The sequence below is a fragment of the Falsiroseomonas sp. E2-1-a4 genome (genome assembly GCF_051433165.1).
GTDB lineage: Bacteria > Pseudomonadota > Alphaproteobacteria > Acetobacterales > Acetobacteraceae > Falsiroseomonas.
Map to the genome: position 1 here is coordinate 160,527 of NZ_JBHMFS010000008.1, position 22,418 is coordinate 182,944.

22 protein-coding genes are annotated in these 22,418 nt (G+C 69.3%); 9 read left to right on the forward strand and 13 right to left on the reverse strand.

Annotation, left to right across the window (positions count from 1 at the left end; genetic code table 11):
• The first annotated feature begins 10 nt into the window (after nucleotides 1-10).
• From recN to ACFHNC_RS11155, 3 genes are read left to right on the forward strand one after another with little or no spacing between them, the layout of a single operon-like run.
• Nucleotides 11-1,690 carry a DNA repair protein RecN gene (gene recN / locus ACFHNC_RS11145; protein WP_437169290.1) on the forward strand — a complete coding sequence of 560 codons (1,680 nt, stop codon included), beginning with the start codon at nucleotides 11-13 and terminating at the stop codon, nucleotides 1,688-1,690.
• A complete protein-coding gene (gene ligA / locus ACFHNC_RS11150) occupies nucleotides 1,687-3,843 on the forward strand; it encodes an NAD-dependent DNA ligase LigA (protein ID WP_437169291.1) in 2,157 nt (718 codons plus the stop codon). Before recN ends, ligA begins: the two co-directional genes overlap by 4 nt.
• A 40-nt stretch (nucleotides 3,844-3,883) precedes the next feature.
• On the forward strand, nucleotides 3,884-4,213 hold the full coding sequence (locus ACFHNC_RS11155; RefSeq protein ID WP_437169292.1) for a hypothetical protein: 330 nt from the start codon (nucleotides 3,884-3,886) through the stop codon (nucleotides 4,211-4,213).
• On the opposite strand, the gene ACFHNC_RS11160 is transcribed toward ACFHNC_RS11155, so the two are convergent.
• Both ACFHNC_RS11160 and ACFHNC_RS11165 read right to left on the reverse strand, forming a co-directional pair.
• The gene (locus ACFHNC_RS11160) at nucleotides 4,204-4,992 is read right to left on the reverse strand and encodes an N-acyl homoserine lactonase family protein (RefSeq protein WP_437169293.1); all 789 of its coding nucleotides are present in this window, start codon (nucleotides 4,990-4,992) and stop codon (nucleotides 4,204-4,206) included. The genes ACFHNC_RS11155 and ACFHNC_RS11160 overlap by 10 nt on opposite strands.
• 4 nt (nucleotides 4,993-4,996) lie before the next feature.
• On the reverse strand, nucleotides 4,997-5,902 hold the full coding sequence (locus ACFHNC_RS11165; RefSeq protein WP_437169294.1) for an NAD(P)-dependent oxidoreductase: 906 nt from the start codon (nucleotides 5,900-5,902) through the stop codon (nucleotides 4,997-4,999).
• Nucleotides 5,903-5,975: 73 nt separating this feature from the next.
• Here ACFHNC_RS11165 and ACFHNC_RS11170 point away from each other — a divergent pair, with 73 nt between their 5' ends.
• A complete protein-coding gene (locus ACFHNC_RS11170) occupies nucleotides 5,976-6,854 on the forward strand; it encodes an alpha/beta fold hydrolase (RefSeq protein WP_437169295.1) in 879 nt (292 codons plus the stop codon).
• A gap of 3 nt (nucleotides 6,855-6,857) precedes the next feature.
• Here ACFHNC_RS11170 and ACFHNC_RS11175 read toward each other — a convergent pair whose 3' ends face one another.
• From ACFHNC_RS11175 to ACFHNC_RS11220, 10 genes are all read right to left on the reverse strand, one after another.
• Complete coding sequence (locus tag ACFHNC_RS11175; protein WP_437169296.1) at nucleotides 6,858-7,373, reverse strand: DinB family protein; 516 nt, start codon at nucleotides 7,371-7,373, stop codon at nucleotides 6,858-6,860.
• On the reverse strand, nucleotides 7,373-8,362 hold the full coding sequence (locus tag ACFHNC_RS11180; RefSeq protein WP_437169297.1) for a GNAT family N-acetyltransferase: 990 nt from the start codon (nucleotides 8,360-8,362) through the stop codon (nucleotides 7,373-7,375). Before ACFHNC_RS11180 ends, ACFHNC_RS11175 begins: the two co-directional genes overlap by 1 nt.
• Complete coding sequence (locus ACFHNC_RS11185; RefSeq protein WP_437169298.1) at nucleotides 8,359-9,561, reverse strand: pyridoxal phosphate-dependent aminotransferase; 1,203 nt, start codon at nucleotides 9,559-9,561, stop codon at nucleotides 8,359-8,361. The genes ACFHNC_RS11180 and ACFHNC_RS11185 overlap by 4 nt, the downstream gene beginning before the upstream one ends.
• 55 nt (nucleotides 9,562-9,616) lie before the next feature.
• Complete coding sequence (locus ACFHNC_RS11190) at nucleotides 9,617-10,051, reverse strand: N-acetyltransferase family protein (RefSeq protein ID WP_437169299.1); 435 nt, start codon at nucleotides 10,049-10,051, stop codon at nucleotides 9,617-9,619.
• Complete coding sequence (locus ACFHNC_RS11195) at nucleotides 10,048-11,250, reverse strand: pyridoxal phosphate-dependent aminotransferase (protein WP_437169300.1); 1,203 nt, start codon at nucleotides 11,248-11,250, stop codon at nucleotides 10,048-10,050. Before ACFHNC_RS11195 ends, ACFHNC_RS11190 begins: the two co-directional genes overlap by 4 nt.
• A gap of 89 nt (nucleotides 11,251-11,339) precedes the next feature.
• Nucleotides 11,340-11,702: a hypothetical protein gene (locus ACFHNC_RS11200; protein ID WP_437169301.1), complete on the reverse strand. Its 363-nt coding sequence runs from the start codon at nucleotides 11,700-11,702 to the stop codon at nucleotides 11,340-11,342.
• 41 nt (nucleotides 11,703-11,743) lie between these two features.
• A complete protein-coding gene (locus ACFHNC_RS11205; RefSeq protein WP_437169302.1) occupies nucleotides 11,744-12,532 on the reverse strand; it encodes an ABC transporter permease subunit in 789 nt (262 codons plus the stop codon).
• Nucleotides 12,529-13,401: an ABC transporter permease subunit gene (locus ACFHNC_RS11210; RefSeq protein WP_437169303.1), complete on the reverse strand. Its 873-nt coding sequence runs from the start codon at nucleotides 13,399-13,401 to the stop codon at nucleotides 12,529-12,531. The genes ACFHNC_RS11205 and ACFHNC_RS11210 overlap by 4 nt, the downstream gene beginning before the upstream one ends.
• The gene (locus tag ACFHNC_RS11215) at nucleotides 13,398-14,543 is read right to left on the reverse strand and encodes an ABC transporter ATP-binding protein (RefSeq protein WP_437169304.1); all 1,146 of its coding nucleotides are present in this window, start codon (nucleotides 14,541-14,543) and stop codon (nucleotides 13,398-13,400) included. The genes ACFHNC_RS11210 and ACFHNC_RS11215 overlap by 4 nt, the downstream gene beginning before the upstream one ends.
• A complete protein-coding gene (locus ACFHNC_RS11220) occupies nucleotides 14,540-15,649 on the reverse strand; it encodes an extracellular solute-binding protein (RefSeq protein ID WP_437169305.1) in 1,110 nt (369 codons plus the stop codon). The genes ACFHNC_RS11215 and ACFHNC_RS11220 overlap by 4 nt, the downstream gene beginning before the upstream one ends.
• A 306-nt stretch (nucleotides 15,650-15,955) precedes the next feature.
• Between ACFHNC_RS11220 and ACFHNC_RS11225 the strand changes: the two genes are divergently transcribed.
• From ACFHNC_RS11225 to ACFHNC_RS11240, 4 genes are read left to right on the forward strand one after another with little or no spacing between them, the layout of a single operon-like run.
• The gene (locus tag ACFHNC_RS11225; protein ID WP_437169306.1) at nucleotides 15,956-16,606 is read left to right on the forward strand and encodes a hypothetical protein; all 651 of its coding nucleotides are present in this window, start codon (nucleotides 15,956-15,958) and stop codon (nucleotides 16,604-16,606) included.
• 57 nt (nucleotides 16,607-16,663) lie between these two features.
• Nucleotides 16,664-19,021, forward strand: coding sequence for a glycosyl hydrolase family 28-related protein (locus ACFHNC_RS11230; protein ID WP_437169307.1), 2,358 nt, complete (start codon nucleotides 16,664-16,666; stop codon nucleotides 19,019-19,021).
• A 40-nt stretch (nucleotides 19,022-19,061) separates the two neighbouring features.
• Nucleotides 19,062-19,331, forward strand: coding sequence for a hypothetical protein (locus ACFHNC_RS11235; protein ID WP_437169308.1), 270 nt, complete (start codon nucleotides 19,062-19,064; stop codon nucleotides 19,329-19,331).
• Between the two features lie 35 nt (nucleotides 19,332-19,366).
• Nucleotides 19,367-19,741, forward strand: a complete 375-nt coding sequence (locus ACFHNC_RS11240) for a phage tail fiber protein (RefSeq protein ID WP_437169309.1) — start codon at nucleotides 19,367-19,369, stop codon at nucleotides 19,739-19,741.
• A gap of 31 nt (nucleotides 19,742-19,772) precedes the next feature.
• Here ACFHNC_RS11240 and ACFHNC_RS11245 read toward each other — a convergent pair whose 3' ends face one another.
• A complete protein-coding gene (locus tag ACFHNC_RS11245; protein ID WP_437169310.1) occupies nucleotides 19,773-21,056 on the reverse strand; it encodes a glycosyl hydrolase family 8 in 1,284 nt (427 codons plus the stop codon).
• Between the two features lie 432 nt (nucleotides 21,057-21,488).
• On the opposite strand from ACFHNC_RS11245, the gene ACFHNC_RS11250 reads away from it, so the two are divergent.
• Nucleotides 21,489-22,379 carry a response regulator transcription factor gene (locus ACFHNC_RS11250; protein ID WP_437169311.1) on the forward strand — a complete coding sequence of 297 codons (891 nt, stop codon included), beginning with the start codon at nucleotides 21,489-21,491 and terminating at the stop codon, nucleotides 22,377-22,379.
• Nucleotides 22,380-22,418 lie beyond the last annotated feature (39 nt).

The window sequence follows — 22,418 nt, forward strand, 5'->3', positions numbered from 1 at the left end:
GGTTGGCGAGATGCTGACCTCGCTCGCGATTCGCGATGTCGTGCTGATCGAGCGTCTGGATCTGGGCTTCGGCCCGGGCCTGACGGTGCTGACGGGCGAGACGGGCGCGGGCAAATCCATCCTGCTGGACAGTCTCGGCCTGGCGCTCGGCGCGCGGGCCGAAAGCGGGCTGGTGCGCAGCGGCCAGGCGCAGGCCAGCGTCGCCGCGGCCTTCGCGCCGGCAGACCCGCACCCGGCGCGCAGCCTGCTGGTGGAACAGGGGATTGACGCAGAGGACGAAATTGTGCTGCGGCGCATCGTCACCGCCGATGGCCGGTCCCGCGCCTTCGTCAATGACCAGCCGGTGGGGCTGGCGCTGCTGCGCCGCCTCGGCGCGCTGCTGGTCGAGGTGCAGGGCCAGCATGACCAGGTCGGGCTGACCGATTCGACCAACCATGCCGGGCTGCTCGATGCCTCCGGCGGGCTGGAGAAGCTGCGCGCCGCCAGCGGCACCGCCCATAAGGCGTGGCGGGAGGCGGAGCGGGCGCTGGCGGAGGCGCGGGAGCGCATTGCCGCCGCGCAGCGCGACGAGGATTTCCTGCGCCACGCCGTCTCCGAACTGGAAAGCTTGGCCCCGGTGGAGGGCGAGGAGGATGACCTCGCCGCCGAACGCCAACGCCTGCAACAGGGGGAACGGCGCGGCGAGTCGATTGCCGAAGCCCTGTCCAGCCTGCAGCCGCGCGACCGCCGCAGCGCCAACCCCGCCAATGCCCTGCGCGGCGCCGCCCGCGCCCTGGAACGCCTGCCGGCGCCGAATACGGATGCGGAGCCGGCGCTGGAGGCCATCGGCCGGGCGCTGGATGCGCTGGCCGAGGCCGAGACGGCGCTGGAACGCCTGGTGCAGGATGCAGCACCGGATCCGCGCCGGCTGGAACAGGTGGAGGAACGGCTATTCGCGCTGCGCGCCGCGGCCCGCAAGCATCTGGTGCCGGTGGTCGAATTGCCGGCGCTGCTGGCCTCCCTGAAGGACCGGCTGGCGGCGCTGGATGCCGGAACCGGCCAGGTGGCCGAGGCGGAAGCGCGGCTGGCCGCCGCCCGCACCGCCTACCTCGCCGCCTCCGGCCGGCTGACGGAAGCGCGGCGGGAGGCGGCGGCGAAGCTGGAGAAGGCGCTCGGCCGCGAATTGCCGCCGCTGAAGCTGGATCGCGCCCGGCTGGTGGTCGATGTGGCCGCGAAGCCGGAAGCGGCCTGGGGGCAGGATGGGGTGGACCGGGTGACCTTCCTGGTCTCCACCAACCCCGGCCAGGCGCCGGGCGCGCTAGACAAGGTGGCCTCGGGTGGTGAGCTCTCGCGCCTGATGCTGGCGCTGAAGGTGGTGCTTGCGCGCGGGTCCCCGGTGCCGACGCTGGTCTTCGACGAGGTGGATAGTGGCGTTGGCGGCGCCACCGCGGCGGCGGTGGGCGAACGCCTGCTGCGGGTGGCGGAGCGGTTGCAGGTGCTGGTGGTGACGCATTCGCCGCAGGTTGCCGCGCGCGGCAGCCGGCATCTGTCCGTCGCGAAATCGGTGAAGGCCGGGCGCGCGGAGACGCGCGTGACGCCGCTGGATGCACCGCAGCGGCGGGAGGAGATCGCCCGCATGCTGGCCGGCGAGCATGTGACGGAGGCGGCGCGAATGGCCGCCGACAGCCTGCTGGCCGGTGGGCTGCTGTGACCGCGCCCAGCCTGCGTGCCCTGGACGCGTTGACGGAGGAGGAAGCCGCCGCCGAACTCGCCGCGCTGGCCGCCGAGATCGCGCATCACGATGCGGCCTATCACGCCAAGGACGCACCGGAGATCAGCGACGCGGCGTATGACGCGCTGGTCCGTCGCAACCGCGCCATCGAGGCGCGTTTTCCGGGGCTGATCCGCGAGGACAGCCCGAGCCGCCAGGTGGGCGCCGAGACGGCCGAGGGCTTTGCCAAATTGCGGCACGGCGTGCCGATGCTGTCGCTCGACAATGCTTTTGGCGATGCCGATTTCCTCGAATTCACCGCCTCCGTCCGGCGCTTCCTGCGGCTGGATGCCGAGGAACCTCTCGCCTTCGTGGGGGAGCCGAAGATCGACGGGCTCTCGATCAACCTGCTCTATGAAAACGGCGCCTTCATCCGCGGGGCCACGCGTGGCGACGGGATGGAAGGCGAGGACGTCACCCGCAACCTGCTGACGCTGCCGGAAGCCGAGTTGCCGCGCCGGCTGAAGGGCGAGGCGCCGGACCGCATCGAGATTCGCGGCGAGGTCTTCATGGAGAAGGCCGATTTCCTCGCCTTCCGCGCGCAGCAGGCACAGGCTGCGGCGGAGCGGGAAGAACGGCGGGAGCGCGGCGAGAGGCTGGGCCCGGCCATTGTGGTTCCGGTCAATCCGCGCAACGCGGCGGCCGGTTCGCTGCGGCAGCTCGACCCGGAGGTCACCGCGAAACGTCCGCTGAAACTGTTCGCCTATGCCATGGGCGAGGCCAGCGCGGCGCCGGCGGAGACACATGCCGGCTGGCTGGACCAGCTTCGCGCCTGGGGCTTCCGGGTGAACCCGGCCTCCGAGACATTGGCGGGCGAGGAGGCCGCGCTGGCCTTCCAGAAGCGCATGGCGGAGGGCCGCGCGGCGCGGCCCTATGACATCGATGGCGTCGTCTACAAGCTGGACCGGCTGGATTGGCAGCGGCGCCTTGGCTTCGTCGGCCGCGCACCACGCTGGGCCATCGCCTGGAAATTCCCGGCCGAGCAGGCGGAGACGGTGCTGCTGGATATCGAGATCCAGGTCGGCCGCACCGGGGCGCTGACGCCGCGCGCGGTGATGCAGCCGGTGGGTGTCGGCGGCGTCATGGTCACCCATGCCAGCCTGCACAATGAGGACGAGATCGCGCGGAAGGATGTGCGGATCGGCGACACGGTGGTGCTGCAACGCGCCGGCGATGTGATTCCGCAGATCGTTTCCGTGGTGCTGGAGAAGCGGCCGGCGGGCGCTGAGCCTTTCGCCTTCCCCGATCGCTGCCCGGCCTGCGGAAGCCACGCCATCCGCCCGAATGGGGAGGTGGTGAAGCGCTGCACCGGCGGGCTGATCTGCCCGGCGCAGACGGTGGAACGCCTGATCCACTTCGCCCGCCGCAACGCCATGGATATCGAGGGGCTGGGCGAGGAGAACATCCAGGCGCTGCACGCGGCCGGCCTGGTGAAGACGCCAGCCGACATCTTCCGCATCAAGGACCATGCCGAGACGATTCGCGGCCGGGAAGGCTGGGGCGCGAAAGCCGGCAAGGATGCGAAGCGGCTGACCAATCTGCTGGCCGCGATCGAGGCGCGGCGCCGCGTGCCGCTGGAACGCTTCATCTTCGCGCTGGGCATCCGCCGCATCGGCGAGGCGAATGCCAAGCTGCTGGCGCGCCATTTTCACTCGTTCGCCGAATGGCGCGCGAAGATGATCGCGGCGACGGTCATTGGCTCCGAGGCACGGGAGGAATTGGGTTCCATCCAGGGCATAGGCCCCGCGATCGCCACCGAACTCGCCGAGTTCTTCGTGGAGGAACGCAACCGCGCGGCGCTGGACGAGCTGGCACGGGAGGTGACGCCGGAGGATGCGGTGATGACCGCCGCCGCCGACAGCCCCTTCGCCGGGCGCGTCATCGTCTTCACCGGATCGCTCGAAACCCTGTCCCGCGACGAGGCGGAGGCGCAGGCGGAACGCCTCGGCGCCAAGGTGACGAAAAGCGTGTCTAAGAAGACCGATTTCGTCGTCGTCGGCGCCGATGCCGGCAGCAAGGCGAAGAAGGCGGCGGAGCTGGGGCTGCGGGTGCTGACGGAAGCCGAGTGGCGGGAGATGGCGGGGCTGGGCTGAGCCGCTTGCGCCCTGCCCGGGCGCCACGTAATCCGGCCTCATGTCCGCCTTCATGATCGCTGCGCTGATGCTCTCGGTCGCAGCCTATCTCCACACCGTCTCCGGCAAGCTGGGCATGCGCCTGGCAAACCCGACGGCCGAGGTGCTCTGGCGCGTCGTGTCCTTCGTGGCCATGATCGTCTGGGTCGTGCTGATCCTGCGCGGCTTCATGACCCGGCATTGGTCGGATGCAACGGCGGCGCTGCTGGGGTCCTTCGCGTTGAACTGGTGGTTCGGGCATCGCGGGCCGAAGCCGGGCTGGCCGATCGTCTCCCTGCTGTTCGCGTTGGTCGGGCTGGGGCTGGCGACCTGGTCCTTCCTCTACGAATAGGGCGGCAGGTCGAGGCGCCAGGCCTCGGCATCCAGCTCCGAGACCGGGAAGCGCTGGCAGACCAGCGGATCATGGCCCGGGATCACCAGGCTTTCATCGCCACCCGCCAGCGCCCGCGCGCGCCGCCAGCCCTGCACCATGGCGCCAAGGTCGTAGACGATGGGGAACGGGTTTTCCCGCGCCATGTTGGCGTAGTAGTGGCTGGCGTCGCCGGCAATCACCAGCGGGCCGCGCGCGGTCGCCACGCGGACCATCTGCAAGCCGTCCGAATGGCCGCCGATTCCGTGCAGCGTGACGCCTTGCGCCACCTCCCCTTCCCCATCGTGGAAGCGCACGCGGTCGGCGTAGACGGCGCGGACCAGGCGGACCACGTCCTCCACCTCGAAGGGGTGGCGCAGGCAGTGGCTGCACATGTGGCGGCCGGTGGCGAAGGCCACCTCGCGGTCCTGGATGTGGAAGGTGGCGTTCGGGAACAGGCCGAGATTGCCGGCGTGGTCGTAATGCAGATGCGTCACCACCACGTCGCGGATCGCCTCCGCCGAGGTACCCAAGGCACGCAAACATTCCTCCACCGGGCGCAGGATGGCGCGGCCACGGCGGGCGGCGGTGGCGGCGTCGAAGCCGGTATCGACCAGGATTTCCCGGCCCTCGGGACCACGCAGCAGCCAGACGAAATAGTCCATCGGCATGGCGTCATGCGCGTCCTCGACGGGCATGATGAAATTGGCCTGGGCGTTGCGGTCGTGTTGCGCGTAGCGCAGCGCGAAGACCTGCCACATGGGGTCAGCCCTTTCGGTCGTGGAGTTCGCCAGCGGCCAATGCCTCGCTGAACCGCGCGGCGGCCGTATGGTCCTGGCCCGCGCCGAGCAGCGCGGCGGCCGCCGCCCACAATTCCCGCGTCTGCGCGGCGAGCGGGGCCGGCGTTGCGGTCTCGCGGCCGACCTGGAGCGCGATGGACAGGTCCTTCACCATCAGATCCAGCCCGAAGCCGGAGTTGAACTTTCTTGAAAGCACGAACTGCTTCAGCTTGCGCTGCGTGCTGTTGTTCATGCCGGTGGAGGCGTTCAGCACATCCACCATCACGGCCGGGTCCAGGCCGAAGCGGCTGCCGATCAGCAGCGCCTCCACGCTCACCAGGAATCCCGCGGCGCTGACCAAATTGTTCAGCGCCTTCATCGCCTGGCCGGCGCCGATATCCCCGCAGCGGGTGATGGTGGTGCCCATGACGCGCAGCAGCGGGTCGACGCGGTCCAGCGCCACCGCCTCGCCGCCGGTCATGATGGCGAGCTCGCCGGTCTCGGCACGGGCGACGCCGCCGGAGACGGGGGCATCCACCATGGCCACGCCGAGCGCCGCGAGGTCGGCGGCCATGGCGCGGGTGGCGGAGGGTTCGCCGGAAGACATTTCCACCACCACCGCACCGCGCTTCAGGGCCGGGCCGATGGCGGCCAGCACGGCGGCGACGTCGCGGCTGGTGGGCAGCATGGTGATGATGGCGTCGGCGCCCTCTGCCGCCTCGGCCGCCGTGGCGGCGGCGGTGCCGCCGTGGCGGCTGGCGAAGTCGGCGGCGCGGCCGGGCACGGCATCCTGCACCGTCACGGCAAAGCCGGCCTCGATCAGGCGGCGCGCCATCGGCCAGCCCATGCTGCCGATGCCGATGAAGCCGATGCGGCCGATCGTGGCTTCCATGCCATTTCCCCCTCTTGTCCCGGCAAGGCTGGCGGCGTCAGCTTCGGGGGTCAAGCGGAGGGGAGGATCAGGCATGTTCGAGGGCTTCACCGAAGAACGGCGCGCGGGTGATGGCGTGACGCTACGGCTGCGGCGGGGTGGCGAGGGTCCGCCGCTGTTGCTGCTGCATGGCAACCCGCAGACCCACATGATGTGGCACAAACTGGCACCGGTGCTGGCGCAGCGCTTCACCGTGATTTGCCCGGATCTGCGCGGCTATGGATTTTCGGACAAGCCCTCGCCTTCCGCGGACCATGCGCCCTACGCCAAGCGGGCGATGGCGGCGGATATGCTTGCGCTGATGCAGGGCCTCGGCTTTCCGGAATTCCAGGTGGTTGCGCATGACCGGGGGGCGCGTGTTGCGCATCGGCTGGCGCTGGATGCGCCGCAGGCGGTGCAGCGGCTTTGCGTGATGGACATCGTCCCCACGCTGCATCACTTCGAGAATGCGGATATGGATTTCGCGCTCGGTTACCATCACTGGTTCTTCCTGGCCCAGCCGCATCCGAAGCCGGAGCGCATGATCCTGCGCGACGTGGAGGATTGGTTCACCGGCCACACGAGCCGCGGTCAGCATGGCGATGTCTTCGCCCCCGCGGCACGCGCCGACTACATCGCGGCACTGCACCAGCCCGGCACGGTGATGGGCATCTGCGAGGATTATCGCGCCGCCACCACCATCGACTTGGCGCATGACCGCGCCAGCCGCGCGGCGGGGCAGAAGGTGGAATGCCCGCTGCTGGCGCTGTGGGGCGCCAAGGGCAAGATCGAGGTCTGGTACGACGCGCTGTCAGTCTGGCGCGACTACGCGAGCGGCCCGCTCAGCGGGCACAGCGTGAACTCGGGGCATTATCTGGCGGAGGAAGCGCCGGAAGAAGTGCTTGCGGCGCTGGAGGGGTTTCTGGTGCGCTGACGCTCAGCCGAACTGGGATTCGGGCAGGATGAAGGGCAGGTCGGTGTCGCCGGTCGCGGCACCGAAGCCGGTCAGCAAGGCGTGGACCTGGCCGCGATGATGCGTCTGGTGGTTGAAGAGATGCGTGACCAGCACCCAGCGCGGCCGGCTGATCTCGCGGCCCAGGGACCCGCTGAACCAGCCGAGCGGCCCCTCCAGCCAGGCGGGCTCCAGCGCCCCGGCCCAGACCTCGATCCGCGCATCCAGATCCTGCCGTGCCGCCTGCATCGCGGACCAGTCCGGGTGCAGCGCGGGGCTGTCCTTGATTCCGCCGCCCGGCGCGGGCCAGCCGGCGAATCGCGACATCCAGATGGCGTCGCCCCACATCAGGTGGCTCAGCGTGGCGTGGATGGAGCCGAAGAAGGCGCCGCGATCCGCGCGCCGCTGCGCATCGCTCAACGTGGAAGCAGCCACGAACACACGCAAATTCATCTCGGCGTTGTAAGCGGCCATCAGGCGCACCCACGCCACCGTGACCATCACACATTCTTCCAGAAGAAGACCGTGTCGCAGGGGCTGCGGTCCGGCCACAGCGCGTAGCCCGGGATCACGCCGAGTTCGACCCAGCCGAGCTCCCGGTACAGCGCCTCCGCTGCCTCCCCCTTCGCCGTGTCCAGCACCAGCAGGCGGCGGCCGATGCCGCGGGCGGTCTGCTCGGCGCGGCGCATCAGCGCGCGGGCGACGCCGCGGCGGCGAGCGGCGGGGTCCACCAGCAGCTTGGCAATCTCCGCCCGGTGCGGCTGGTTCTGCGGCATGTCGAGCATGAGCTGCACCGAGCCCACCAGCACCCCATCCACCCAGGCCGCCAGCAGCACGCGTTTGCCGAGCGCCACGTCGGAGGACACGCGTTTGAAGAAGTCCCGCGCCACGGCAGGCGCCAGCGGCGGGAAGAAGGACACGCTGGCGCCGGTCTCGACGCAGTTCACCAGGATGCGGGCGAGCTGCGTCTCGGCGCTCGCGGCGGCGGCAGCATCCAGCGCCTCCACCACCAGGCCACGCAGCGGCTTGGTGTAGCGGAATTCAAGGCTGTTCGAGACGTCGTCCAGGATGCGGATGGAGCCCTGCCGCACATAGCCGGTCTTCTCATAGAAGCGATGCGCCGCCTCGAACCGCGTATCGGTCCACAGCACCAGGCGTTCCGCGCCGGCATCGCGCGCATGCGATTCGGCCGTCGTCAGCAGGCGTTGCGCGAGGCCGGTGCCGCGCGCGGCCTTCGCCACATAGACGCGGCAGATCTCCCAGGCCTGGTCATCGCCGAGCGGCCTGGTGGCCGCCATGCCGATGATCCGGCCATCCTGTTCCGCCGCCCAGAGCGCGCCGCCCGCTTCCGCGAAATAGGTCGCGAGCGCGCGCAGCTCCGGCACTTCCCCATCCACGTCGAGCACGCAGTTGGGGTATTCGGCCCAGCAATCGCCGACGAGGGTGATGAAGCCCTCCGCATCCTCGTCGCGGCCGGGTCTGAGCGTCATGCGAGGCCCTTGCAGAACTCCTGGATGCGCGTGCAGGCCTCCCGCAGGCTGTCCGTATCCGTGGCGTAGGAGATGCGGACATAGGGGCTCATGCCATAGGCCGAGCCCTGCACCAGCGCGACATGCGCTTCCTCGATCAGCGCGAGGGCGAAGTCCGTATCCGTCTCGATCCTGCGGCCACCCTTGCTGGTCTTGCCGAGGCAGCCGGCGATGTTCGGGAAGACGTAGAAGGCGCCTTCCGGCTTGTGGCACTGGATGCCCGGCGCCTGGCTCAGCATTTCCACCACCAGGTCGCGGCGTTCCTTGTAGATGGCCGCGCGTTCCTTCACGAAATCCTGCGGGCCATCCAGCGCCGCGACGGCGGCCGCCTGGCCCACCGTGCTGATGCCGGAGGTGAGCTGGCTCTGCATGTTCACCATCGCCGCGATCAGGTTCTTCGGCCCGCCGCAGAAGCCGACGCGCCAGCCGGTCATCGCGTAGGTCTTGGACACGCCGTTGACCGTCAGCACGCGGTCCTTCAGCCGCGGCTCGACTTCTGCGATGGTGCAGAATTCGAAGCCGTCATAGACCATGTGCTCATACATATCGTCCGTCATCACCCAGACATGCGGGTGGCGCAGCAGAACCTCGGCGATCGCCTTCATGTCCTCGCGCGAGCAAGCGGCACCGGTCGGGTTGTTCGGGAAATTCAGGATCAGCCACTTGGTCTTCGGCGTGATCGCCGCTTCCAGATCCTCCGGCCGCAGCTTGAAGCCGTTGTTCTGCGGGCAGGTGACGGGCACCGGCTTGCCGGTGGCGAGCTTCACCATATCCGCGTAGGAAATCCAGAACGGCGCCGGGATCAGCACCTCATCTTCCGGATCGCAGGTGCCGAGCAGGGCGTTCATTATGACCTGCTTGCCGCCATTCGAGATCAGGATCTCGTCCAGCGCGTAGTCCAGGTTGTTGTCGCGCTTGAACTTGCGCTGCACCGCCTGCTTCAGCGCCTTGGTGCCATCCTGCGGCGGATACTTGGTGTCGCCCGACAGGGCCGCCTGGTAGGCGGCGTCGATGGCGTGGCGGGGGGTGTCGAAATCCGGCTCACCGATCGCCAGGCTGATGACCTTGATGCCCTTGGCGGCGAGTTCGCGGCCCTTGGCGGTCATGACCGCGGAGGCGGAAAGCTCAATATCTTTCAGACGATTGGCGAGCGCGGGCATTTTTTCGGATGACTCCTGGCGAAGGAGCACAAGTTAGTCCCGGATGGGCCGTTGCTCAATCCGTGGGCGGGCGTGCCATGACCCAGTCGTATGGCTGTTCCCCCACCAGCACGAAGCCCTGACGTTCCCAGAAGCGGCGGGCGGGGCTGTCCTTCAGCACCTCGATGGCGAAGCGCCGGCCCGGATGCAGGGCCAGGGCCTGGGTCACGATGGCGGCGCCGAGGCCCCGGCCCTGCAACTCCGGCTCCAGATAAAGGCTGTGCAGGTCCACGGCGTCCGGCCCCGCCTCCAGCTCGATGCAGCCGAGGACCTGGCCTTGATCCTCGATGAGCAGCATGCCGCCGCCGGCGAAAGCGGCCTCCATGCGGGCGCGCCGGCGCGCCGGGTCCCAGCGGCCGACGCGTTCCAGATGCGACCGCATGACGCGGATGGACAGGTCCAGCAGCGCCTCGAAATCCGCCCCGGTGGCAGGGCGGAAGGCGAAGGTCACTTCAAGGCGGCGCAGAAATCCTGGATGCGGGTGCAGGCCTCGGTCAGCGTCGCGTCGTCGGTCGCGTAGCTGATGCGGATATGGCCCGGGAACATGAAGGCCGCCCCGTGCACCGCCGCCACACCCTTCTCATCCAGCAGGGCCAGGCAGAAGGCCTCGTCGCTGTCGATCTTTGCCCCGCCAGCGCTGGTCTTGCCGAGGCAACCGCGGACGTCCGGGAAGACGTAGAAGGCGCCTTCGGGCATCGGGCAGCGCATGCCCTCGGCCTTGTTCAGCATGCCGACCACGAGGTTGCGCCGGCGTTCGAAGGCCTGGCGCATTTCCTCCACGCTGTCCTGCGGCCCGGTCAGCGCCTCGATCGCCGCGGCCTGGCTGATCGAGCTGGTGTTGGAAGTGGACTGGCTCTGCAGCTTGTCCATCGCCTTGATGAGCTGGATCGGCGCGCCGGCAAAGCCGATGCGCCAGCCGGTCATGGCATAGGCCTTGGAGCAGCCATTCATGGTGACGGTGCGATCCTTCAACCGAGGCTCTACCTCCACCACCGTCGCCGGCTTCATGCCGTCATAGGCCAGCTTCTCGTAAATATCGTCGGAAAAGATCCAGACATCCGGATGGCGCAGCAGCACATCCGTCAGCTCCTTGAGCTGGGCGGCGTTGTAACCGGCGCCGGTCGGGTTGCAGGGGTTGTTCAGGATCAGCCACTTGGTCTTGGGCGTGATTGCGGCCTCCAACTGCTCGCCCGTCATGCGGAACCCTTGGTTCGGGCCGCAGGGGACGATCACGGGCGTGCCCTCGGCGAGCGCCACGATGTCCGGGTAGGAGACCCAGCAGGGGGCCGGGATGATCGCCTCGTCACCCGCATTGATGGTGGCGACCAGCGCATCGAAGATCACCTGCTTGCCGCCGGTGGCGACCAGGATTTCCTCCGGCGTGTAGTCGATGCCGCTGTCGCGCTTGAACTTCTGGCAGATGGCGCGGCGCAGCTCGACGGTCCCTGCGACATCGGTATACCGCGTCTCGCCCCGCTCGATGGCGGCTATGGCCGCGTCCTTGATGTTGCGCGGCGTCTCGAAATCCGGCTCGCCGACCGAGAGGGAAATGATGTCCCGCCCCTGCGCCTTCAGCGCGCGGGCCTTGCCGGTCATGGCAATGGTCTGCGACGGCGAGATGCGGTTCAGGCGATCGGCGATGAGGTTCATGGCGGTTCCCGGAGTCCCTGCCCACCCCCGCGGGGCGGCGCCACTTTTCCTAAACCTGGGCGCCGGGCACGTCCACATCTGTGCGGCCTCTATTGCAGGCGGAGCGGCCGGTAGCCCTGGAAGGTGAAGCCCTTTTCCCGCATGCAGGCGGTGCGATGCGCCTCCCGCGCTCCGGTTGCGATATCGACCATGTCGTAGCGCGCGGGGCGGTAGCGTTCGCTGGTCCGGCAGCGTTCGCGGTCGCCATCGCGCCAGCAATTCCGCTCTCGCTCGATGCGGGCGGGGGCCACCTGCTGCCAGACCATATGCGGCGGCACCGCCATCTGGGCTTCGGCCCCGCAGGCGGCGTTCATCGCATCCGCCTCCGCCTCCGATGTGCCGGGGCGGGCCCAGCGTTCGGCGCAGGCCGATAGCAGAGGGATCAGCAGCAGCAGCAGGAACAGGGGGCGCATGAACCTAATCTGGCACTGATTCATGGAGAAACCAGGGCCGATCATCGCCGCCGCACCAGGCGCAGGGCCAGGGTCAGCGCCACCCCCCCCACCACCACCAGCACCGTCGCCAGCGCATACAATTCCGGCGTCAGGCCGAGCCGGACGGTGGAGAAGATCACCATCGGCAAGGTGGAGGCGCCGGGGCCGGAGACGAAGCTGGCGATCACCAGGTCATCCAGCGACAGGGTGAAGGCCAGCAGCCAGCCGGCGGCAATGCCGGGCGCGATCAGCGGCAGGGTGATGACGGCGAACACCTTCCACGGCCGGGCGCCGAGGTCCATCGCCGCTTCCTCCAGGCTCAGGTCGAAATCCGCCAGCCGCGACTGCACCACCACCGCCACATAGGCCGCGCCGAAGGTGGCATGGGCGATGGCGACCGTGCTGGCGCCGCGGCCGGCGGGGAAGCCGAAGACGGATTCCATCGCCACGAACAGCAGCAGCAGGGACAGGCCGGTGATTACCTCCGGCATCACCAGCGGTGCGGCCATGACGGCGCCAAACCCGGCCCGCCCCCGGAACCGCCCGAAGCGCGCCAGCGCGAAGCCCGCCAGCACGCCGAGGATGGTCGCCATGGTGGCGGAGATGGCGGCGATGCGCAGCGACAGGCCGAGCGCGCCCATCAGCACCTCGTTCCGCCACAGGCTGTCGTACCAGCGCAGTGAGAAGCCGGTGAAGGTGGTGACCATGCGGCTGTCGTTGAAGGAGAACAGCACCATCAGCAGGATCGGCAGATACAGGAAGGCGAAGCCCAGCCCGAGCGGAATGGCCAACCGGCCGATACCCCTCACTTCCCGGCCCGCCACTGAAACAGCGCAATGGGCAGCACCAGCGCCGCCAGCAGCACGATGGCCAGCGCCGAGGCCAGCGGCCAGTCGCGATTCTGGAAGAACTCCGTCCACAACACGCGCCCGATCAACTGCGCCCCGGGCCCGCCGAGCAATTCAGGGATCACGAACTCCCCCACCGCCGGGATGAAGACCAGCAGGAAGCCGGCAACGATGCCGGGCAGCGACAGCGGCAGCGTGACTTGCAGGAAGGCCCGCCAAGGCGGCGCGCCGAGATCCTCCGCCGCCTCCAGCAATGACGGATCGAGCTTCGACAGCGTGGCGTAAAGCGGCAGCACCATGAAGGGCAGGTAGCAATAGGTGATGCCGATATACATCGCCGTGTCGGTGTAGAGCAGCGGGATGGGCTCCGCGATCACCCCCAGCGTCAGCAACGCACCATTCAGCCAGCCCTGGTCCTGCAGGATGCCGATCCAGGCCGTGACGCGCAGCAGGAAGCTGGTCCAGAAGGGCAGGATCACCAGCATCAGCAACAGGTTCCGCCGATGCTCCGGCGCCCGCGCGATCGCCAGGGCCATGGGGTAGCCGATGAACAAGCAAAGCGTGGCGGAAACCGCGGCGACGCGCAGACTGCGAAGATAGGCGTCGAGGTAGTAGGAATCCTCCAGCAACAGTTGAAAGTTCGCCAGGTTGAGTTGCAGCACAGCGGTCGCCTCGCCGGACCAGCGCAGCAGCGGCGCGTAAGGCGGCAGGCCCTCGCTGGGTTCGGCAAAGGCGATGGAAAGCACGAAGGCAAAGGGCACGACGAAGAACAACGCCATCCAGACCCAGGGCAGTGCCAGCACCAGGCGGCGGCGCACCCGCGGCGTCACTCGGGCAGCACCATGCTGGCCTGGCGGTCCCAGGTGACGGCCACCGTATCCTCCCAATCCACCGGGCGTTCGGTGCGACGGCGGAGGTTGGGCTGGCTGACGCGCACTTCCTTGCCGTTTTCCAGCACCACGTAATACAGGAAGAAATCGCCGTAATAGCCGATGTCCCGCACGCGCCCGACCAGGCGGTTGTCGCCGAGCGGCGTGCCGGGTGCGACACGCTCGATCCGCATGCGTTCGGGCCGCAGCGCCACGAAGACGCGGGCACCCAGCGGCTTGCTGGCGGCGGGCTCCGCCAGGATGTCGAAATCCAGCTCCGAACTGCCGATGCGAACGCCTTCGGCATCGACGCCCTCGACAACGCCTTCCAAAATATTGGCGGTGCCGAGGAATTCCGCGGTAAAGCGGCTGTTGGGGAATTCATAGACGTCGGACGGCGTACCCACCTGCGCCAAGGTGCCGCGATCCATCACGGCGAGGCGTGTTGCCATGGTCATCGCCTCCTCCTGGTCATGGGTGACGATGACGAAGGTGGTGCCGGTGCGTTCCTGGATATTTATCAACTCGAACTGCGTGGATTCACGCAGGTTCTTGTCGAGCGCCGAAAGCGGCTCATCCAGCAGCAGCAGTTTTGGGCGCTTGGCCAGCGCGCGCGCCAAAGCCACGCGCGCGCGCTGGCCACCCGAAAGCGCCGCGGGCTTGCGATCGCCAAAGCCCTCCATCTTCACCATGGCCAGCATCTCCGCCACGCGGTCGCGGATGAGGGTCTTCGCAGCCCCCTCCTGCTTCAACCCGAAGCCGATATTCTGCGCCACGCTCATATGCGGGAACAGCGCGTAGGACTGGAACATCATGTTCACCGGCCGCGCATAGGGCGGCACGCCGGCCATGTCCTGCCCATCCAGCACGATGCGCCCGGCATCGGGCTCCAGGAACCCGGCCAGGCAGCGCAGCAGCGTGGATTTGCCGGAACCCGAGCCGCCCAGCAGTGCGAACAGCTCACCGCGATAGATCGGCAGGCTCACCTCATCCAGCGCGACGAAATCGCCGAAGCGCTTCGTCAGCTTCTCGATGCGCAGGAAAGGCTCCGCGGCGGGGTCGCGCCAGGGCTCCGCTGCGCCAGGTCGCTCCGCGAGGCTCACCGCCCCGCCTTGAAGCGCGCCCACATGCGGTTGCGCGTGCGCTCCGCCGCCTGCGCCACCGGGCCGATGGTGAAGAAGCGCGCTTGCATCGCCTCGGGCGGGAACACGGCCGGGTCGGCCGCCACATCCGGCGCCACAAGCGCGCGGCTGGCGGGCACGCCGTTGGGGTAGCGCACATGGTTGGTGATGGAGGCCATCACATCCGGCTGCAGCAGGAAGTTGATGAAGGCGTGCGCATTCTCCGGGTTTGGCGCATCGGCCGGAATCGCCAGCAGGTCGAACCAGAGCTGCGCGCCCTCATTCGCCGCGACATAGCTGACGGCGACACCCCGATCCGCCTCCTTCGCCCGGACGCTGGCCTGGATGGCATCGCCCGAATAGGCGAAGGCGAGGCAGGTCTGGCCACTCGCCAGCGCCTCGATCGTGCCGCCGGTCGAGAAGCTGCGGATGAAGGGCCGCACTGCCATCAGCGTGCGCTCCACCTCACGCAGATCGGCCGCATCGGTGCTGTCCGGGTTCTTGCCGAGATAGCGCAGCACGGTCGGGATCACGTCGGACGCGCTGTCCATCATGCTGATGCCGCACCGCGCGATGCGGCGCGCATGGGCAGGGTCGAAGATCAGCCGCAGACTGTCCATCGGCGCATCCGGCGCCAAGGCCTGGATGCGCGCCGCATTCACCCCAAGCCCGATGCTGCCCCACAGATACAACGCGCCGAAGCGGTTCTCCGGGTCCGAGGACGCCACCTGCGCCTGCAAGGCAGGGTCCAGATTGGCCAGGTTCGGAATCTGCGCGCGGTCCAGCGGCAGCAGCCCACCGGCGCGCGCGAGGCGGGAGAAGGTCGGCTCCCCGGTCGGCACGATGATGTCGTAGCCGGACCGCCCGACGGAGATGCGGCCCTCCAGCGTCTCCAGGCTGTCATAGATGTCGTAGCGGACGCGGATGCCGGTCTCGCGCGTGAAGCGCTGGACCATGTAGGGGTCGATATAGTCGTTCCAGTTGAAGACATTCACCACGCGCTCCTGCGCCGCCGCCGGCGGCGGCGCGACAAGGGCCGTCAGAGCGGTGAACAGGGTGGCCGCGAGGGCCAGGCGACGCATCATCATGGGTGTCTCCCGCGCATCAGGTTGCCGGATGCTAACACGGACGCGCGACGGCGCACCAAGGCACAAATACCCAGGTCCCGAGGAATTTGTTCTTGACTTGTTCCGGTGCCGCCTGTAGTCAGCACCCACCAAGGGGTGAGTTGCGGCCATCGCCTTTCCCCACGGTCACCCCGCAAATCGCATAGCCGGCGCGCAGCCGGCCGGGCGCTGCCCCCTCGCTCATTAGGCTTTTATCCTTAGACCCATCCCGCCCGGGACGCGCTTTCGCGCGCCCTGCCCGCCGCGCGTCCGAACGGAGCCCCGCCCATGCCCTTCGCCAACACGGCCCTGGTGCCGCTGGTCACCAATAGCGGCTTCACCATGTGGCTGTATCGCACCACCGACAGCCGCGCCGATGCGCTGGCCGCGGGCTATTTCGAGCCGGCGGCCGCGCGGCTCGCGACCGGCGACATCATCGTGATGCTCGCCTCCGATTCCATGTCCTTCCTGCCGGTGCGCGTCGGCGATGTCGTCGCCGCCGGCCTGGTGCTGGACAGTTCCCAGGCGCCGTTCCGCGTGCAGATCCGTGGCGCGCAGGTCTTCTCCGTCTCGCAGACGGCGACCGCGGTGGCGATGACCGTCATCCTCGGCCCGCTCGCGGCAGGCGTCCTGTCCAACGGCATCGTCCAGGCCTCCGCCACGCTGGCCGGGCCGGTATCGCAGGTCGCCTTCAGCATCAGCGATGCCGGCGGCGCGGTGGTGCGCGGCGCGACCCTGGCCACCGTCAGCGGCGGCAGCGCCACCGCATCCCTGCCGGCCCCGGCGGCGGGCACCGGCTACCGCCTGCGCGTGGTTTCCACCAGCGATAGCGCGGTGGCCGACACCTCCCCCGCCTTCAGCGTCACCCTGCCCTTCGGTCTGCTGCTGCAGGCCGGCGGCGCGCTGCTGATCGAGGATGGCAACCGCCTGCTGGTCTGAGCCGCACCCCGGCGACCCGCCCCTCCCCCTCCCCGCACGATCGGAGCCGATCCCCCCATGGCCGACGCCAAGATCTCAGACCTGCCGGTTGCCGCCGCACTTAGCGCAGCCGACATCGCGCCCATCGTCCAGGGCAGCGGCGGCGCGGCGCAGACCCGCCGCGCCACCTTCGCGCAGATCACCGCCGGCGTGCATGCCGAGCGCATGTTCCACGTCCGCGATTTCGGTGCCGTGGGCAACGGCACGACCGATGATGCGGCGGCCATTCAGGCGGCGATCGATGCGGCCTCCGCCGGCGGTGGCGGCACCGTCCGCCTCGGCCCGCGCCGCTACCGGGTCGCCGGCGCCAACCTGGTGGTGAAGGAAAATGTCTGCCTGGAAGGCCCCAACACCTTTCCCGGCGGGCAGCGCCTGGCGGCCGACTACCGCACCGTCCCCGGCACGCTGCTGCTGTCTTCCGCCCGCACCGTGCAGATCCTGCGCGCGGGCACGCTGCGCGCGCTGGCGGTGATCCGGGAAGGCGTCGCCACGCCGCCCGCCTCGATGCGCGCCGGCGTCACGCTGCGCAACGCGATGGCCGGCACGGCCATCACCATCGGCGACGGCTCCGGCACGCACCACGACGTGATGGTGGAGGATCTGCTGATCCTGGGCTTCGACCTGGCGATCCGCTCCGACAACAGCCAGCGCCTGAACGTCCGCCGCGTGCGGGGCGACAACCGCAACGGCATCTTCCTGACGCGCACCTACGACATTTCCCGCGTTCATGACGTGCATTTCTGGCCGTTCCTGACCGGCAACATCGGCGGCACCTCGCTGTTCACGCGCAGTGTCTCCGCGGTCGCCAATAATGGCAGCGGTGCGATCCGCATCACCACCTCCACCGCGCATGGGCTGGTCACAGGCGATGTGGTGAACATGTACGGCATCAACGGTGTGCCGGCGGCGAATGGCCGCTTCATCGCGACCGTCGTGGACACCACCCGCGTCGATCTGCAGGGCCCCACCTTTTCCGGCAGCTGGTCCGGCGGTGGCACGCTCAGCGTGTGGAACAACCGGCGCAATGGCACCGCCTTCCGGGTGGAAGACAGCGACGTCGCCGAATTCGTCAACTGCTTCTGCTACGGCTACGATCGCGGCTTCGACCTCGGCCTCGGCGCACAATCCATCCAGCTGCACAATTGCAGCGTGGACGATCTGCTGTCGCTGCGGGATCCCTTCACCATCGGGGCGCTGATCCACGGCACCGCCTTCCGCACCAAATGGGTGGGTGGCTTCATCAGCAGCATGGCCACCGCCATCCTGGTGAATTCCGCCGCCACGAACCAGGGCGACAACCAGTTCGTCGGCGTCATGGTCGGCGGCGATGGCGGCGCCCGCGCGGTGGAGGTGATCGATGGCGGGCTGACGCTGGTGGCCTGCGACCTGCCGGCCGCGCGCGTCTATCTCGCCAGCACGGGGGACAGCCTGTCCGTCGTCGCGTCCGACACCCGATCTGCCACCTTCGAGGCGCAGACCGCCGCGGACCTGGCGCGCATCGCGCTCGTCGGCAACCGGCTTCAGGCGCTGGGGTCCTCCGCCGACCAGACCAGCGCCCTGCTGCGCCGCCGGTCCGAATCGCTGGGCGCGGAGCTGGACCTGGAGAATCAGGACGGCGCCATTTCCTATCGCATGAATATCAGCGCCGGCGCGCTGGCGCCGCTGGCGATCGGCGGCGATCCGGAGGCCAATCCGAATGGCGGCGTTGTGCTCGGCGCGCCCTCCGACATGACGGCGCCGATGAAGCTGACACTGCGCCGCTCCTCCACCACCCCGGCTTCCGGGCACGCGCTGGGGCAGATCGCCTTCAGTGGGCGCAACCTGGGCGGAGCGGAGACCGAGTTCGCCCGCGCCGGCGGCATCAGCGAGGCGGTGACCACGGGTGCAGAATCAGGTGCCTTCGTGGTGGAAACCCGCAATGGCGGCAGCCTGGCGGAACGCTTCCGCATCAGCGCCTCCGGCACCGTCACGCTGACCGGCCCGCTGGTCCTGCCGGCGGACCCGACCGCCGCCGCACAGGCGGCGAACAAGGGCTATGTCGACGCGCAATTCACCACGCGCCGGCTGCCCGTGGTCGCAACCTCCGGCGCCACCGCGCTGACGCTGGCCGCGCATAATGGCCGGCTGGTCAGTGCCAATGCCGGCACCACGCTCAGCATCAACTGGGCCGCGACCGGCGATGGCTTCTCCTGCCTGATCGCCAATCGCGGCACCACCGACCTGGCCATCACGCTGACCGGCTTCACCACCGCGACGCCGAGCAACCCGGACGGGCTGACCAAGATCCGCGCCGGCGGCCTGGCGACGCTGCTCGTCTTCAGCCCGGATGGCGGCACCACCAAGGTGCTGATGCTGTCCGGCTCGGCGGCGCCCTGAGGCGACCGCCCCCCGCCCCCCCACCCATGAGGATCCCGACATGACCGAATGGACCATGCTCTGCTGGCAGGGCAGCCCCGAGGATGCCGCCGCCGCATTGCGCAGCCTTGGCTGGCACGCACCCGGGGAAGACCCGGCCGATGCCGTGGACCCGCGCATCGGCGGCTTCATCCCCGCCGCCGGCGAGGCACCGCAGACCTTCGATGGCGTCGCCTATGTGGCGGTCGCGGCGCAAGGCGAGGTGCCCCTGCCGCCGGGCCTCACCCCCGCCGGGCCGCAACTGTTCCGCGCCCTGCTCGGCGGCTTCTGAGCCGCCCTCCCCACCCTGTACGAGAGGATTCCCGGATGACCGACTTGACCGATCACGCCAAGAACCTGCTGGGCCGCGCTCTCTGCGCCCGGCTGCCCACCCTGCCGATCGGGGTCTGGGCGGCGCTCGGCACCGGTGGCAGCGCCGCCGCCGGGCTGACCGGTGAGCCGGCCGGCACCGGCTATGCCCGGCAGCGCGCCACCTTCACCGGCACCGGCCCACAGCGGAATGCGGAGGCGATCCGCTTCACCTTCACCGCGGCGGCCGGCACGCTGACGCATATCGGCCTGTTCGATGCCGCGAGCGGCGGCAACCCGCTGACCTGGTCGCTGCTGACCACGCCGCTGACCGTGGCCGGCCCCGGCACGGCGACGCTGACGGGCAATGCGCTGACCGTGACGCCGAGCTGATCCTGGGTATCCGGCCTGGTCCGCTGGCGCGCTACCCGCCGGCGGACCAGGTGGCCGGCCAGATGCCGCGCAGCCAGCCGGATGCGCCGCTCCGCTGGGCGCCCGTCTGGGTTGGGATGGCCGGGGCCAGGGATAGTCGCGCGGGCGGGCTGCAGGCCCCCTCGGTCAGGTTGCGCTCCGCCCAGGCCAGCCGGGCCTGCAGGACCAGCACGGCAGGGTAGTAGGTGGTAGCGTCCGCCACGCGCGGCAGTGCCTGTTCCCGCCCGCTTCCCGCCAGCGTGGCGACGGCAAGCTGGACGATGGCGCGTAGCCCGGTGTCGCCGGGATAGGGCGCCAGCGCTCCGCTTTGCAGGTCCACCCAGGCGGGCGGTGCCGGGTGCGACGGATCCAGCCAGAAATCCACCGCCGCACGCAGTGCCGCCGATTGCGCATGGCCACCCCAGGCCAGGTTGAGCGGTACGCGCATCGCGTCATAGGAAAAGCGCGCCGGCCAGCCGGTGGCCGGCCGCGGCCGCAGCGCGCCGCGCGGCAGCGCCACCCAATCCGCCGGCAGGCGCCAGCGGCCGAAGCGGGCCTGGTCCGCCAGCGCCACGCCGCCTTCCTCCAGCGACTGCCATTCCGGCGCCGGCAGCAGCCGTGCCAGGGCGCGAAAGGCCGGGGAGATGTAGTAGCTCGGGTTCAGCACGACATGATCGTGCTTCAGGAAGCCCTCGCCCCCCGGCAGCAGCAGCGTCGAATCCCCTTGCCGCAGAACCACCTTCCGCAACAGGTCGCGCGCCATATCCGTGGCCAGGGCCCGGTAGCCGGCATGGCCCCAGCGATCCGCCGCCTCCGCCAGCGACCAGGCGACCAGCAGGTCACCGTCACTGGCATTGTTCATGTCCGGCACGGGGATTGGCGCGCCCGGCCGGAACGCCCAGGCGAGCAGGTGGTCATCCGGCCGCCGCAACGCGCCGCGGGTCCATTCCAGGATGCGGTCGAAGCTGGCGCGATCATCGAAGCGCACGGCGAACAGCATGGCCGCGCCCTGGCCCTCGGAATGCGAGATGCCGCCATTCCCGGTGTCCAGCACCCGCCCATCGGCGTGCAGGAAGCGCCGGCGGAAATCCAGCCAATCGCCGGTGACGGCGGCAGCGGCGGCCGGGCGCGCCAGGCCGGTGGTCATGCCACCCGCGGCCAGCCCCCCCGCTGCGAAGGCGGCTTGCACCAGCATTCGGCGGTCGAGTCCCCTGCCCTGCTGCGCGCAGGCCGCGGCCGACCGTGCATACGGGTCCGGCCACGACATCGGCAGCCCAGGCGGCAAACGCTGGGTCATCCCCTGATCCCTTTGGTGGCGCATCCGTCGCCGAAAGTGTTAACGCGCCGCCCGGCCGGGTTGCGAACCAGCTTTTGTACGGAGTTGTCCGGCCTTGCCCACACCAACCCTACGTTGCGCTACACCCGCGAACCCACACGCGGGCCGTCGGCTCCGGGCCCGAACCAGCCCTGACATATCCACACGCCGCCGGACCCGCGCGCAGCAGCCGGCGAAGTCGTACCTGCGGAATGCGGCGATTCAGTTGGCCGCAACAACTGAATCCGCGGGGCGATATTCTATACGTTTTGATTATGAATCAATAATATAGCGTGAGAGCGCAATTCGCCCTGGTGTAAATCGCTGGCGTTCTGCGTCTATTACGTGTGGACTTTGATATCGCGCTCACTGTAGATTAATTTTACTGCAATTATCGTGATTGGCCTGTGGAAAATGTCCCTTTCGGCAGCCTCGCTGGTCGCCAACTCGTCGTATTCCGTGCCGGCCCGCCCCGAAGCCACCCTGCCCAATCCCATACCCGGTGACTCGCACGGGGCTGTCACGGCCTCCCCCCGCGTGGCGCCGCTGGCGCCGCAGCTCGCGATGCGCCCTGTCCTGGTGGTGGAGGATGATGCCGCCGTGGCTGCCACCATCTGCACGGCGCTGACTCGCGATGGCTGGACCACCGTGGTCGCCACCACCCTGGCGGAGGGACGGCTGCGGCTGCATCGCGACAATCCTCGCCTCGTCATTGCCGATCTCGGCCTGCCGGATGGCAACGGCATCGCCTTCGTCCGGGAAGCGGCCGGCTGTTCGGACCTCGGCATCATCGTCGTCAGCGGCCGCGCCGAGGAGGTGGATCGCGTCATCGGCCTCGAGGTCGGCGCCGATGACTACGTCACCAAGCCGTTCTCCCTGCGCGCCATGGTCGCCCGGGTCCGTGCGCTGAGCCGACGCCTGGATGCGAACGTCGCAGCCGGGTCGGGCGAGACGCCGCCAGCCGACCCGTCCCCCCCGATGCCGGTGCCGATCGCCGAGCCCGCATCCTGGCGCCTGGCCGGGTTGTGCCTTCAGCCCTCGCGCTGCCGCATCCAGGATGCGGGCGGCACCGAGACGCGGCTGACCGGGGGTGAGGCCGGACTGCTCAACCTGCTGCTGACCGCGCCGGATAACCTGGCGGATCGCGAGACCATCTCGGCCCGCGTGCTCGGCCGGCGCCTGCTGCCGGAACAGCGCGGCGTCGACCAGCTCGCCTCCAATCTGCGGCAGAAGCTGGTTGCGGCGTCGGCGGGGCGGATCACCATCACGGCCCTGCGCGGCAAGGGCTACCGCCTGGTCTGGTAGGCAAAGCTGGCTTTCTTCGAAAGTCTGCCAGATTGTAAG